Annotated in this window: 9 protein-coding genes; 3 read left to right on the forward strand and 6 right to left on the reverse strand. The window is 71.7% G+C overall.

Annotated features, from left to right (window positions below):
- Positions 1 to 23 precede the first annotated feature (23 nt).
- Positions 24 to 1,493 carry a cryptochrome/photolyase family protein gene (locus RAN62_RS33520; protein WP_305788843.1) on the forward strand — a complete coding sequence of 490 codons (1,470 nt, stop codon included), beginning with the start codon at positions 24 to 26 and terminating at the stop codon, positions 1,491 to 1,493.
- Here RAN62_RS33520 and RAN62_RS33525 read toward each other — a convergent pair.
- The 3 genes from RAN62_RS33525 to ndk form a co-directional block, all read right to left on the reverse strand.
- On the reverse strand, positions 1,490 to 2,155 hold the full coding sequence (locus RAN62_RS33525; protein ID WP_305788844.1) for a lysophospholipid acyltransferase family protein: 666 nt from the start codon (positions 2,153 to 2,155) through the stop codon (positions 1,490 to 1,492). The two genes, RAN62_RS33520 and RAN62_RS33525, sit on opposite strands and share 4 nt — an antisense overlap.
- A 131-nt stretch (positions 2,156 to 2,286) precedes the next feature.
- Positions 2,287 to 3,819 carry an alkaline phosphatase D family protein gene (locus RAN62_RS33530; protein WP_305788845.1) on the reverse strand — a complete coding sequence of 511 codons (1,533 nt, stop codon included), beginning with the start codon at positions 3,817 to 3,819 and terminating at the stop codon, positions 2,287 to 2,289.
- A gap of 34 nt (positions 3,820 to 3,853) precedes the next feature.
- Complete coding sequence (gene ndk, locus RAN62_RS33535) at positions 3,854 to 4,273, reverse strand: nucleoside-diphosphate kinase (protein WP_305788846.1); 420 nt, start codon at positions 4,271 to 4,273, stop codon at positions 3,854 to 3,856.
- Positions 4,274 to 4,476: 203 nt separating this feature from the next.
- Here ndk and RAN62_RS33540 point away from each other — a divergent pair, with 203 nt between their 5' ends.
- Positions 4,477 to 7,866, forward strand: coding sequence for a VOC family protein (locus RAN62_RS33540; RefSeq protein ID WP_305788847.1), 3,390 nt, complete (start codon positions 4,477 to 4,479; stop codon positions 7,864 to 7,866).
- Between the two features lie 418 nt (positions 7,867 to 8,284).
- Here the strand turns inward: RAN62_RS33540 and RAN62_RS33545 are convergent, their stop codons facing one another.
- The 3 genes from RAN62_RS33545 to RAN62_RS33555 are packed head-to-tail and all read right to left on the reverse strand — an operon-like array spanning position 8,285 to position 12,709.
- Positions 8,285 to 8,713, reverse strand: a complete 429-nt coding sequence (locus tag RAN62_RS33545; RefSeq protein WP_305788848.1) for a DUF4233 domain-containing protein — start codon at positions 8,711 to 8,713, stop codon at positions 8,285 to 8,287.
- On the reverse strand, positions 8,710 to 10,035 hold the full coding sequence (locus RAN62_RS33550; protein WP_305788849.1) for a bifunctional folylpolyglutamate synthase/dihydrofolate synthase: 1,326 nt from the start codon (positions 10,033 to 10,035) through the stop codon (positions 8,710 to 8,712). The genes RAN62_RS33545 and RAN62_RS33550 overlap by 4 nt, the downstream gene beginning before the upstream one ends.
- 34 nt (positions 10,036 to 10,069) lie before the next feature.
- A complete protein-coding gene (locus RAN62_RS33555) occupies positions 10,070 to 12,709 on the reverse strand; it encodes a valine--tRNA ligase (RefSeq protein ID WP_305788850.1) in 2,640 nt (879 codons plus the stop codon).
- A gap of 122 nt (positions 12,710 to 12,831) precedes the next feature.
- Here RAN62_RS33555 and RAN62_RS33560 point away from each other — a divergent pair, with 122 nt between their 5' ends.
- The gene (locus RAN62_RS33560; protein WP_305788851.1) at positions 12,832 to 13,686 is read left to right on the forward strand and encodes a hypothetical protein; all 855 of its coding nucleotides are present in this window, start codon (positions 12,832 to 12,834) and stop codon (positions 13,684 to 13,686) included.
- The last annotated feature ends 391 nt before the right edge of the window (positions 13,687 to 14,077 follow it).

Here is a 14,077-nt window from a genome sequence, read left to right on the forward strand (position 1 = left end):
GCCACCACGGGTAGAACGGCGGCATGAGCAGGCGCTGGCTCTTCGCCGACCAACTCGGGCCGCACTTCCTCGACGCGAAGGACCAGCCGGTCCTGCTGATCGAGTCGAAGCGCGTCTTCCGCCGCCGTGTCTTCCACCGGCAGAAGGCGCACCTGGTCCTGTCCGCGCTGCGGCACCGCGCGGCCGAGCTGGGCGATCAGGCGCTCTTCCTGCGGACCGAGACCTACACGGACGGCGTCCGGCAGACCGGCGATCCGCTGAGCGTCTGCCACCCGACGTCGCGGAAGGCCCGGGAGCTCGTCAACCGGCTGGACGTCGAGGTGCTCGGCCCGCGCGGGTTCGCGACCTCGCCCGAGGACTTCCTGAAGTTCGCGCACGGGCGGCGCGGGCTGCGGATGGAGGACTTCTATCGGGACGCGCGCCAGCGGCACGGCATCCTCATGGACGGTGCCGAACCCACGGGCGGGCACTGGAACCTCGACCACGACAACCGCGAGGCGCCGCCGCGGGGCAGCACCCGGTTGGACGTACCGGAGCCGCCCGCGATCGTCGAGGACGAGATCGATGCCGCCGTACGCGACGACCTCGACCGGTGGCAACGCGAGGACGGGATCGAGTTCCTCGGCCGGGACGGCCCGCGGCTCTTCCCGGCGACCCGGCGGGAGGCGCTGGCCCGGCTGCGGCACTTCGTCGACCACCGGCTGACCAACTTCGGCCCGTACGAGGACGCGATGCTGGCCGGCGATCCGTTCATGGCCCACAGCATGCTCAGCGCGCCGCTCAACCTGGGCCTGCTCGACCCGTTGGAGATCGTCGAGCGGGCCGAGGCCGCGTACCGGTCGGGGGCGGCGCCGCTCAACAGCGTGGAGGGCTTCACCCGCCAGATCATCGGCTGGCGGGACTTCATCTGGCACCTCTACTGGTACTTCGAGCCGTCCTACCGTGGCTCCAACGAGCTGCACGCAGACAAGAGGCTGCCGAAGTGGTTCGCCGAGCTGGACGCCGACGCGGTCGAGGCCCGCTGCCTGTCCGACGTGCTCGCCGGCGTCCGGGACCGCGGCTGGGTGCACCACATCCCGCGGCTCATGGTCCTCGGCAACTACGCCCTGCAGCGCGGCTGGCATCCCGGCCGGCTGTCCGACTGGTTCCACCGGGCGTTCGTCGACGGCTACGAGTGGGTCATGACCGCCAACGTCGTGGGCATGAGCCAGTACGCCGACCAGGGCCGCATGAGCACCAAACCGTACGCCGCGGGCGGGGCCTACATCAACCGCATGAGCGACTACTGCGGCGGCTGCCGGTACGACCCGAAGGCGCGCGTGGGTGACGACGCGTGCCCGTACACGGCGGGGTATTGGGCCTTTCTCGAGCGCAACGAGGGCACCCTGGCGACCAACCACCGCATGCGGCAGCCGATGCGCGGCCTGCGCCGCCTCGCCGACCTGGATGCCCTCGTCGAGCAGGAGAAAGCCAGGGGCAGTAAGGCGCCCTAAGCCTTCTTGGGCGCGTAGCGCGGGACGTACTCCTGGCCGGTCAGCTTCTGGATCTCGGCCATGACCTCGTCGGTGATCGCGCGCAGCGAGGTGCCGTCGTCGCCCCGGCCGGTGACGTCGATCGGCTTGCCGAACTTGATCGTCACCTTGCCCGGGCCCCACTTGGGGTACATCTGGCCGATGGGCTGGATCTTGTCGGTGCCGATGACGCCGACGGGGATGATCGGCACGCCCGCCGCGACGGCGAGACGGGCCGCACCCGTACGCCCGCGGTAGAGCTTGCCGTCCGGCGAGCGCGTGCCCTCGGGATAGACGGCGACCAGGTCACCCGCCTTGAGCACCGGGATCGCGTTGTCGAAGGCGGCGAGCGCCGCGCGGCCACCGGCCCGCTCGACCTTGATGGCGCCGAGGCCGTGCATGACGTACTTGGTCACCTTGCCCTTCAGGCCCGGGCTGTCGAAATACTCCTCCTTGGCCCAGAAGGCCAGGTGGCGCGGGATGACCGTGCCGAGGAAGAGCTCGTCGGCCACGGACAGGTGGTTGCCGGCGAAGATCGCACCCCCGGTGGCGGGGATGTTCTCGATGCCTTCGACGCGCGGCCGCCAGCCGAGCGTCAGCGTGGTTCCGATCGCGAACTTCCCGATCGTGTAGAGCAGCGGCAACGTCTTCCTCCGGGCGGAGCTGCAGGGACGGGTGGGGGCGGTAGGACATTATCCGACGCCCGTACCGCCCCCGCCGCCCAGCGTCCGTGCCGGGCTCGGCATTTACCGCGTAAGACGGCAAATGACCTCGGTCAGTGCCGGCGCGGTGCTTCCAGAGTGACACCCCACAGCGAGACCCCGTCCCGGTCGCGCAGATCGACCCGGAACGCCCCGGTACGCCCGTCGATCCGCACCTCGCCGAAGTGCTGGAACCCCTCGGCCGGCGACGCGTTGGCGACCGGCGGCGTGTGGATGAACGCGGTGTCCGGCCCGAACGTCCCGTCGAGCGCGTTGGGCCCGAAGGCACCCGCGTGGGCCGGCCCCGACACGAACTCCCAGAACGGCGTGAAGTCGCGGATCGCCGCCCGCGCCGGGTCGTAGTGGTGCGCCGCGCTGTAGTGGACGTCCGCGGTCAGGAAGACGATGCCCGTCACACCCGCCCGGTGCGCCTGCTGCAGCACCTGCGCGAACTCCAGCTCCCGCCCCTTGGGCGTCCCGTTGTCACCCTGCGCGACGCCCTCCTGAGCCGCCGAGCCGTCCGGGACGACGATGCCGAGCGGCAGGTCGTTGGCGATCACCTTCCAGGTCGCCGTCGACTCCTTGAGCCCGCGGATCAGCCATTCGCGCTGCTCACGTCCGAGGAGACCACGGTTCTTGTCGACGTACGTGTTGCCGTCGTTGGGGTCCTTGAACGTGCGCATGTCCAGCACGAAGATGTCCAGGAGCGGACCCTGGGAGATCTTGCGGTAGACCGGTCCGGTCGCGCCGGGGATCGGCACCCATTCGTGGTACGCCCGGTGCGCGCGCCGCGCGAGCACGTCGACCCGCTTCTCGGTGTAGCGCGCGTCGTCGAGGATCTCGCCCGGGTACCAGTTGTTCGTGACCTCGTGGTCGTCCCACTGGTTGATCTGCGGCACCTCGGCGGCGAAGGCCTTGTAGGCGTCGTCGAGCAGGTTGTAGGCGTACTGGCCGCGGTACTCGCCGAGCGTCTCGGCCACCTTCAGCTTGGCGTCGGTCAGCACATTGCGCCAGATCCGGCCGTCCGGCAGCGTCACCTGCTCGGCGAGCGGCCCGTCGGCGTACACCGTGTCCCCGCTGTGCAGCAGGAAGTCCGGCCGGCGGCGGCGCATCGACTCGAAGATCTTCAGGCCGCCGTACGCGGGATCGATGCCCCAGCCCTGCCCGACCACGTCACCGGTCCACACGAACGACAGGTCCTGCTTGCGCGTCGAGACGGTGGTCAGCTGCCCGGGGACGGGCTCGCTGAGCAGGCCGGGACGATCCAGGCTTTCCGCGCGTACGCGATAGAAGAAGCGCTCCCCCGGCGGAAGCCCGCGCAGACGCACCTTGCCGGTGTGATCGGTGTCCGGAGTGAGCAGCGGGCCCCGCACCCGGCGCGCGTCGCGCAGGTCGGGACGGCGGCCGACCTCCACCCACATGCGCGACGGCCGGTCCGCGCGGGTCCAGACGATCGCCGAGTTCGCCAGGGCGTCGCCGCTCTGCACGCCGTGGGTCAGCAGCGGGCGACCCGGCCTTTGAGAGAAGGCCGGGCCGCCCGGAATGACGCTCAAGGCCCCGCCGGCGAGCCCGGCCCGCAGCAGCGTGCGTCGATTGATCAGTGTCATGTCGCCGGTCTATCGGCGTGACATGAATTCCCGGTTAGAGCTTCGGGAACCAGAGGGCAAGCTCGCGCTTCGCGCTGTCCGGCCCGTCGGAGGCGTGCACCAGATTCTCCCGGTTGGAGAGGGCCAGATCACCGCGGATCGTGCCGGCGGCGGCCTTGCGCCCGTCGGTCGAGCCGATGAGCGCGCGCACGACGGCGATCGCCTCGTCGCCGGAGAGCACGACCGCGGCCAGCGGGCCACCGGTCATGAACGCCTTGAGCGGCGGGTAGAAGTCGCGCTCGACGTGCTCGGCGTAGTGCTGGTCGGCCAGCTCGGCGTCCATCGTGCGCAGCTCCAGCGCCTCGATGGCGAGGCCCTTGCGCTCGAAGCGGCCGAGGATCTCGCCGAGAAGGCCGCGGCGGACCGCGTCGGGCTTGACGAGGACGAGAGTGCGCTCGGCGGGGCTTTCAGACACGGGTGGAGCCTCCTACTGGCAAGATGACACGCCGATTTTCGCTGTCAGCCTATCGGTTGCTCTTTCCTCCCAGCCCGCTGGCCGGGACTTTCGCTTCCGGTACGGAACCGCCACTTTCCACCGTCGGGCGACTCTACGTAACCTGACGGGACATGCTCCGCTAACCGGTCGCACGCCGGACGCGGACCCCTCAGGAGGTCACAGTGGCGAACCCGAACGGCCGTCCCGTCGCGCAGGCGCGCAAAGTCGTCGCCATCGTGGTCGGCAGCATCGCGGCCTTCGTAATGGTGTTCGGCCTCGGCATGGGCAGCTGGGCGATCGTGGTCCTCGGCCTGGTCATGCTCGTCCTCGCCTTCGTCGTCGGCACGGTCACCATGGCCCGCCGCGGCGCCCGCGCCTGGATCGCCGGCAACGCCCAGGTCAAGGCCATCTCCGACCCGCCGACCACCTCCATCTACGGCCGCGCCGAGCTGCTGATCCTGGTCATCGCTCCCGGCCTGTCCCCGACCGAGGTCACCGTCCGCGACCCCCGGGTGCCCGTCTCCAAGTGGCCCATGGTCGGCGACATGGTCCCGGTCACCGTCGACGTCGACGACATGCGCCGCGTCAAAATCAACTGGGACGAGGCCGAGACCCGCGAGGCCACGGTCAGCAACACCCCGCCGCGCTACTACGACGAGGACCTCCCCGACGACGACCTCCTGGGCGGCGAACCCGAGCCCCCGCCCTGGGTCACCCGCGACCGCACCTGGGGCCGCGGCCCGGACGAACCGCCCCCGCCGCCCCCGTCCCCCCGAACCCTCGCCGACGACGACATCCCCCCGCCCCCACCCCCCGCGGCGTCCTCGGTGATAGTCCGCGACGACCCGGGCGGCCCGATACTGGAAGGCCAGCTCGTCGGCGCGGACGTCGACCCCTACGGCCGGCCCCTCCCCCACCGCGCCCGCACGGCCACCGCCACCGCCCCGCCCCCCGGCGAGGAAGACCCCGCAGAGGTACGCCCGGAGCCCGCCCCTTCTTCCCCCGCCGCGCCCTCTCCCACCGCCTCCTCTCCCAGCTCCACTTCCACGAACTCGTCGCCCAGCTCCGCTCCCACCAGCCCGTCGCCCAGCTCCGCTCCCACCAGCCCGTCGCCCACCGCTACCGCCGCCGCGGCCGCACCCACCGCTGCCGCCTCGACCGCCGCCGGCCCGACCGCTGCCGCCTCGACCGCCGCACCTCGCACCAAGCCGCGCCCGCACCCGCACCCGTCTCCCACTTCCCCAGCGGCACCAATGTCTCCGGCAGCGCCAACCTCCCCGGCCGCCTTCTCGGCGCGCTCCGCCGCCCCGTCCGCGCCGGTCTCCCCAGCACCCGCACCGACGACGTCCCCCGAGCCGCCCGCCGCCGCGCGCTCCGAAGCCCCCGCCGCATCACGCACGGAGTCCCCGCCGACGTCGCGCCCTGAAGCCCCGCCGACGTCGCTCCCTGACGCCCAGCCCGAACCATCCGCCAAGCCTGTCCCCCCGGTCTCGGAACAGGCCGCCCAAGCAGCCCACGACGACATCGACCTCCCCCTGGACGGCGACCCCGACCCCGCCCCGGAGTCCCGCCCCCGCACCGAACCCTCCCTGTCCGCAGGCATCGTGGCGCCCCCCGCCGAAGACCACCCCACCCGCCCGTCGGACCGCTTCGCCTTCTCCCCCGACCGCCCCACCCGAACCCCGGACGACGACCTCCTGGGCGACCTCGAACCACCCCCCTGGGAACAGCGCGCCGCCCAACGTCCCCCCGCCCCCGCCCCCTCCTCCCCAGCCCCAGCGCCCACCCACCCGTCGGCCGCCCCGGAAGCCCCCGGCCACCCGTCAGCCGGCCCGGAAGCCACCACTCGCCGGGCGGCCGATCCGGCAGCCGCCACGCGCGCGCCGACTGGCCCGGAGGCCGCCACCCACCCGTCAGCCGGCCCGGAAGCCCCCGGCCACCCCCTGGTGGGCTCGGTCGAACGCCCGCAGTCCCCTCCCATCGAACCCGACGAAGCCCCCCAGCCCCGCCCGGTAGGCCACGCCACCGGCCTGGCCGCCGCCGTAGCCGCCGGAGTAGCCGCAGTAGCCGGCGCCTTCCGCCCCAAGAAGGACCACTCCGCCGAAGAGCCCACCCGCCCCGCCCGCGAAGCCGACCACACCTTCGCCCAGCCCAACCGCCCCACCTCCGAGCCCCACCACCCCTCGGCCGCGCCCAACGCCCCCACCCCCGAAGCCGGCCGCCCCTCCACCAGGCCGGACGCCCCCGCAAGCCACTCCACCCCCGGGCCGGACGCCACCGAGGCAGACCACTCCACTACCGGCCCCGACGCCCCGCACCCCGCCCCGATCCCGACACCCCCGCCCGCCCAGGGCCACTCCGCCCGACCCGACGATCCCGCAGCCGTATCCGCCCGCGTCCCGTCCCCCTACGCACGCCCCCGCCCCGAACCGAAGCCCTCCTCGACCCCCCGCACCCCCACCGCCACCTCAGCCCCGCCACCGAACCCGACCCCCGTGACCCCACCTCCCGCATCTCCTCCGCCGACCCAGCCCCCACCGGCCGCCGTCTCCGCCAACCACCCCGAAGCCGCATCACCTCGCACCACACCCCCGCCCCCGTCCACCCCGCCGTACGGCGATGAGTCCCCCTCACGGCCCGATGCGACCTCGGCGGCCCGCACCACACCCCCGCCCCAGCCCGAACCCGCCTCCGAGCCCGACGCAACCGAGCCGCCTCCCGCCGCGGTCTCCGCCAAGCGCACACCCCCGCCCGCACCGAACCCGCCGGAGAACCGCCCCACAACGCCGACCGACCCCGACGCCGCCACCCCGCCGGAAGCCGACGCCAACCGCGCCGCCTCCACTCCCCCCGACGCCGCCCGCGCACCTAGCCCGCCCGAAGCCGACCGTGCCCCCACCACGTCACCCGGACCGGACCGCACACCGGGCAACCCGCCGCCACCCCGGCGCACCTCGGGCAGCCCGCTGTCGTCCAACCGCGCCCCCGGCAACGCGTCTCCCGGCAACCGCGCCCCGGGCGGCCAGCCGTCCGGCAACCGCGCCCCCAGCAACCCGCCGCCCGCCGATCGCGCCGCCTGGAGCCGCCCTGCCCCGGGACGCGCGCCGAGCAACCCCTGGTCGGATCTGGAGGGCGGGTTCGAGCCGGGCGACCGCGCCGACGAGCTCATCACGGCGTACCCGAGTGCCCGCCCGGGTCCCGCCGGAGCCATCCACGGGGTGGGCATCACGGTGCTGGTGACGAACCTCGCCCGGTCGATCGACTTCTACAAGGAGATGCTCGGCTTCTACGAGATCGATGCCGGCCCGGGCAGCGCCGTGCTGGCCTCCGGCGAGACCCGTCTGGTGCTGCGCGCGGTGCACGATCTGACCTCGATGGGCCGGCTGGTCTACCTGAACCTCGAGGTGGGCGACGTCGAAGCGGTCTACGAGGAGCTCAAGCGCAAGGGCATCACGTTCGTGCACGGCCCCCGCCCGGTCAACCGCGGCGACAAGCTCGAGCTCTGGGCCGCCTCATTCCTCGACCCGGACAAGCACAACATCGCCATCACCCAGTGGCGGGCCATCCACTGACCCGGCAACCGCCCGCCCCTCCGATCACCTGACCGAAAGCGAAAGATCGCCTGGCCGAGACCCAAAGGATCGCCTGGCCGAAACCAAAGGATCACCTCGCCGGAAAGCGAAAGATCACCCGGCCAGGAAGCAGAACATCACGTCGCCGGACAGCAAAACGGCCGCCGGATCAACCGGCGGCCGTTCGTCTTCTCAAGCAAGTCCCCGCCCCGCAGCAGTCCTCCTGCACCGCCCGCTCGAAGCAGTCCCACAACGCCCGCTCGAAGCAGTCCCACAACGCCCGCTCGAAGCGGTGCCACGCCGCCCACTCGAAACAGTCCCAAGCCGCCCACTCGAAGCGGTGCCACGCCGCCTACTCGAAGCAGTGCCAAACCAGGGGCGAGACGGCAACGCCGATCCTCCACCGCACCGGGCAACCTCAAGCCGAAGGCGGCGGCCCCTCGCGCGGCGGCGGCTCCTTCGACAACGCCCGGCGCACGTACAACGCGTACAGCCACGTCGCCCCGAAGATCAGCCCCAGCGCACCGAGCGACCAGTGGAAGAACACGGTGGCCAGCAGCAGGACCTGCAGAACCGACCCCGCGGTCCAGCCCCACGGACGCCGCATCGTGCCCGCCAGCAGCAGCGCCAGCACGGCCAGCGCCACGACGGATCCGACGCCCCAGCCGCTGAGGTGGCCGCCCAGCACCCGGATCGGCTGGATCGCCAGGAGGAGAACGATCGCCTCCAGCGTCAGCGTCCCCGCCCCGAGCCCGCGCACCGCCGCGGCCGGATTCTTCAGCCCCGACCGGCGTACCCCGTTGATGGTGTCGTCCGCGGGCCGGTCGTTGCCGGGCGGTGTGCTCATTTCTTCAGCAGCTTCCTGGCGTCGGCCACCGTGACGATGGACCCGGTGATCAGTACGCCGACCCCGCTGAGCTCGCCGTCGGTGTCCTCCTCGGCGAGGACCACCGCCTCCTCGATGGCGTCCGGCATGTTCTCCGCGACCGTCACCCGGTCCTCGCCGAAGATGTCGGTGGCCAGTTGCGACAGCTCGTTGAGCGGCATCGAGCGCGGCGAACTGTTCTGCGTCACGACGATCCGGGCGGCCAACGGCTCGAGCAGGTCGAGCAGGCCGGAGGCGTCCTTGTCGCCGAGGACCGCGACGACCGCGACGAGGTGCCGGAAGGCGAATTCCTCCTCCAGCGCCGTGACGGTGGCCGCCATGCCGTGCGGGTTGTGCGCGCCGTCGAGCAGGATCGTAGGGGCGCTGCGGACGCGTTCGAGCCGGCCGGGCGAGTCGACGCCGGCGAATCCTTCGCGCACCAGGTCGAGCTCCAGCTGCTTGTTCGGCCCCGCGCCCAAGAAGGCTTCCACCGCCGCGAGGGCGAGGGCGGCGTTCTGGGCCTGGTGCGCGCCGAAGAGCGGCAGGAACACCTCGTCGTACACGCCGCCGAGGCCCTGCAGGGTCAGCACCTGGCCGCCGACCGCCTGGTCGCGCTGGATCACGCCGAACTCGCTGCCCTCGCGGGCCAGGGTGGCGCCCATCTCGGCGGTGCGCTCGAGCAGCGGCCGCATCGCCTCCTCGGTCTGGAGCGCGGTGATGACGGTGGCGCCGTGGTGGATGATGCCGGCCTTGGCCCAGGCGATGTCCTCGATCGTGTCGCCCAGCCACTCGGTGTGGTCGAGCCCGATCGGGGTGATGACGCACACGCCCGCCTCGATGACGTTGGTGGCGTCCTCCTCGCCGCCCAGCCCGACCTCGACGACTGCGATGTCGACCGGGGCGTCGGCGAACGTCGCGTACGCCATCGCCGTGGTCATGTCGAAGTAGGTCAGCGGCTCGGCGGCGCGCTTGTCGATCAGGTCGGCGAGCGGCGCCACCTCGTCATAGGTGGCGGCGAGCCGTTCCTCCGACACCGGCTCCCCGTCGAGGCTGATGCGCTCGCGCACCGTCTCGAGGTGGGGGCTGGTGTAGCGCCCCGTGTGCAACCCGTGCGCGCGCAGCAGGCTGTCGATCATCCGGGCGGTGGAGGTCTTGCCGTTGGTGCCGGTCAGATGGATCGACGGGTACGCCCGCTGCGGGCTGCCCAGCACGTCCATCAGGTCGCGGATCTTCTGCATGTCGAAGGCCATGCGGGTGAAGCCGCGCGCGTCGAGCGCGGCCGTCACCTCGTCGTACGTACTCATGCCCGCACCTGTCCCTGGTGAATTAGTGAGGTGCTCATGCCGTGGGCAACGCTTCCAGGGCCGCGGCAATTCTCTCGAGGTCCGCCTCGGCCGTGGCGAGCCGGTCCTTGATCTTCGCCACGACGTGCTCGGGGGCCTTGCCGACGAACGCCTCGTTGCCGAGCTTGCCCCGGCACTGGGCGGCTTCCTTCTCCGCCGCGGCCCGGTCCTTCTCGAGCCGGGCCCGCTCGGCGGCGACGTCGATCGTCCCCCGGGTGTCGAGGTCAACGGTCACACCGCCCGTGATCGCCAGCGTCGCCGTGGCCGTGAAGCCCTCGGCCGGCGCATCGAGCCGGGCCAGCGAGCGGATCAGCGACTCGTGCGTGTCGATGCCCGCGGTGCCCAGGCCGGTGAGGGCGGCGCTGACCCGCTGGCTCGGCTTGAGCCCCTGGTCCGACCGGAACCGCCGGACCTCGGTCACGACCTTCTGCAGCGCGGCGAGCTCCTCCTCGGCGGCGTCGTCGATCAGCGCGGCGTCGACCGCCGGCCAGGCGGCGCGCACGACGGTCTCACCCCCGGTCAGTACGGTCCACAGCTCCTCGGTCACGAACGGCATCACCGGGTGCAGCAGCCGCAGCAGCTGATCGAGGACATGGCCCAGCACCCGCCTCGTACGGGCGGCCTCCGCACCGGTCCCGGCCAGCACCGGCTTGCTCAGCTCGAGGTACCAGTCGCAGACGTCGTCCCACGCGAAGTGGTAGAGGGTGTCGCACACCTTCGCGTACTCGTAGGCGGCGAACTGCTCGTCGACCTCGCCCACGACGTGCTGGAGCCGGGACAGGATCCACTTGTCGATCGTCGACAGCTCGCTTGGGGCAGGCAGGTCGCCGTCGACGGTGGCGCCGTTCATCAGCGCGAACCGGGTGGCGTTCCACAGCTTGTTCGCGAAGTTGCGCGAGCCCTGACACCACTCCTCGCTGATCGGCACGTCGGAGCCAGGGTTGGCCCCGCGCGCCAGCGTGAACCGGGTCGCGTCGGCGCCGTAGCGCTCGATCCAGTCCAGCGGGTCGACGACGTTGCCGAACGACTTGGACATCTTCTTGCCGTGGCCGTCGCGGACCATGCCGTGCAGGTTGACCACGTTGAACGGCTGCACGCCGTCCATGGCATAGAGCCCGAACATCATCATGCGGGCGACCCAGAAGAACAGGATGTCGTAGCCGGTGACGAGGACCGACGTCGGATAGAACTTGGCCAGCGTCGCCGTCCGGTCGGGCCAGCCCATTGTCGAGAACGGCCACAGCCCGGACGAGAACCACGTGTCGAGCACGTCCTCGTCCTGCTTCCAGCCCTCGCCCGACGGCGGCTCCTCGTCCGGTCCGACGCACACGATCTCGCCGTTGGGCCCGTACCAGACGGGAATGCGGTGCCCCCACCACAGCTGGCGGGAGATGCACCAGTCGTGCATGTTGTCGACCCAGGCGAAGTAGCGCTTGGCCAGCTCCGGCGGCTCGATCCGCACGCGGCCGTCGCGCACCGCGTCACCGGCCGCCTGGGCCAGCGGCGTGGTGTTGACGAACCACTGCAGCGACAGGCGCGGCTCGACGGTGGTCTTGCACCGCGAGCAATGCCCGACCGAGTGCACGTACGGCCGCTTCTCCGCGACGATCCGCCCCTGCTCGCGCAGCGCGGCGACCACGGCCGGCCGGGCCTCGTAACGGTCCAGCCCCTCGAACGGCCCGGGCACCGTCACCACGGCCCGCTCGTCCATGATCGTGATGCTCGGCAGATCGTGCCGCTGGCCGATCTCGAAGTCGTTGGGGTCGTGCGCCGGCGTCACCTTGACCGCACCGGTCCCGAACGACGGGTCGACGTGTTCGTCCGCCACGATCGGGATGCGCCGGCCGGTCAGCGGCAGTTCGACCTCGGTGCCGACCAGGTGCTTGTAGCGCTCGTCGTCGGGGTGCACGGCGACCGCGGTGTCACCCAGCATCGTCTCGGCCCGCGTGGTCGCCACGACGATCGCGTTGTCGCCGTCGCCGTAGCGGATCGACACCAGCTCGCCGTCGTCGTCCGAGTGGTCCACCTCGATGTCGCTCAGCGCGGTGAGGCAGCGGGGACACCAGTTGATGATCCGGTTGGCCCGATAGATGAGCTCGTCGTCGTACAGCCGCTTGAAGATCGTCTGCACGGCCCGCGACAGGCCCTCGTCCATGGTGAAGCGCTCCCGGCTCCAGTCCACGGAGTCGCCGAGCCGCTTCATCTGGCCCAGGATCGCGCCGCCGGACTCGGCCTTCCACTTCCACACCTGCTCGACGAACTTCTCCCGGCCCAGGTCGTGCCGCGAGAGCTTCTGCGCCGCCAGCTGCCGCTCGACGACATTCTGCGTGGCGATGCCGGCGTGGTCCATGCCCGGCAGCCACAGCACCTCGAAGCCCTGCATCCGCTTGAGCCGGCTCAGCGCGTCCTGAATGGTGTGGTCGAGGGCGTGGCCCACGTGCAGCGAGCCCGTCACGTTGGGCGGGGGCAGCACGATCGCGAACGGCGGCTTGTCACTCGTCTCGTCGGCCTGGAAGTAGCCGCGCGATACCCACTGCTCGTACCGCCGCTGCTCTACCTCGCCCGGCTGGTACTGAGCGGAGAGGGCACCGGTGGGCCGGCTGTCGGGGGTGCGGGTATCGGTCGCTTCGGTCACTCGGCAAGTTTACGGAGGGGGCGGCGGAAGGCTGCAAACGGATGCCCCTGCCTGTGGACAACGCCCGGGAGGCCTGTGGACAACGCCTCCGGCGGCTCGACGAATGTTGCTAGGCTCGCGCGATGCCCGACCGCCCCGGCCTGCCCGCCGAGTCCCCGGCCTCCGAGCCCCACGCCGCCCCGGCACCCTCGTCGCCCGAGCCCCACCCCGGCCCGGCGACCAGTCCCGCCCCGGCGACCCCGTCCTCCGAGCCCCACCCCGGCCCGTCGACCGGGCCAGCCTCCACGTCGTCATCGCCCGAGCCCCACGCCGGCCCCACGATCAGTCCCGGCCCGTCGTCCGAGCCGATGGAGATATCCGACCTCCCCTTCGCCCTCACCGAGCCGGCCGACGGCGAGACCGACGAGGGCGAGAAAGCACCCCGCTCCCGGACCAAGACCATCGTGCTTGGCTCCCTCCTCGCGGTCACCCTCGCCGGAGCAGGAGCCATCGGGTACGCAGGATGGCGCATCGCCAGTCAGAAGGACGCCACGCTCGTCGCGCCACCCCAGATCGGCGCCCTGAAGCTGGACACCACAGAAGAGGGGCGCTCCACGGCCGACTATCTCCAGACGGCCCTCTCCGCCGAGGTGGACCTGGACGAAGCCGTCGGCGGCGTCTACTCCGACGGCACCCCCAACGACGTCCTCTTCTTCGGCGGCACCACCCTCATCTGGACCCCGGAGAGCGACCTCGACACGTCCCTCGGCATCCTCGACGACGAACAAGGCGACGTCACCGGCATCCACAACGTCGACCCCGGCGCCCTGGGCGGCACGATGAAGTGCGGCACCACCAAGACGGACGGCACCGACATGCCCGTCTGCGGCTGGGCCGACCACGGCAGCCTCGCCCTGGCCATGTTCCCGGGCCGCACCGAACCCGACGCCGCCAAACTCCTCGTCACCATCCGCGACGCCGCCCAGACCCGCAACTGACCCGCCCGCCGCCCGGCCGCTCCCCCCGAGCGGCCGGCCTGTGCAGGACCCAACAGCGGCTCGACGCGCTCCGAAAGCCCGAACACCACGGCCCGGCCAACCAAAAGCCTCGCCGGCACACCAACCGAGCGACACGATGCCGAGGTCAAGCGTCGGACGCGAGCACGAAAAAGGCAGATGACGCCCACCAGCCGGCCAATATGCCAACCCTCGATGCCGGCGCCCAGGAAAAGCATTGCCGCGGGAATGTCACCCAACATGTCGGCGCCCGCGACAAGCAACGTTGTCGCGAGATGCCGTCCAGCGTCGGCGCCCACGGGAAGGTTCTGGTGCGAAAACGCAGAAACGCCCGTCCCCGAGCCTGTGAAGGCTCAGGAACGGGCGTTCCCTC

The organism is Symbioplanes lichenis (assembly GCF_030709675.1).
Taxonomy (GTDB): Bacteria; Actinomycetota; Actinomycetes; order Mycobacteriales; family Micromonosporaceae; genus Actinoplanes; species Actinoplanes lichenis.

Coding starts and splice junctions, on each gene's coding strand:
- RAN62_RS33520 (WP_305788843.1), top strand. CDS start 24: ATGAGCAGGCGCTGGCTCTTCGCCGACCAACTCGGGCCGCACTTCCTC.
- RAN62_RS33530 (WP_305788845.1), bottom strand. CDS start 3,819: ATGACACTGATCAATCGACGCACGCTGCTGCGGGCCGGGCTCGCCGGC.
- RAN62_RS33545 (WP_305788848.1), bottom strand. CDS start 8,713: ATGAGCACACCGCCCGGCAACGACCGGCCCGCGGACGACACCATCAAC.
- RAN62_RS33550 (WP_305788849.1), bottom strand. CDS start 10,035: ATGAGTACGTACGACGAGGTGACGGCCGCGCTCGACGCGCGCGGCTTC.
- RAN62_RS33560 (WP_305788851.1), top strand. CDS start 12,832: ATGCCCGACCGCCCCGGCCTGCCCGCCGAGTCCCCGGCCTCCGAGCCC.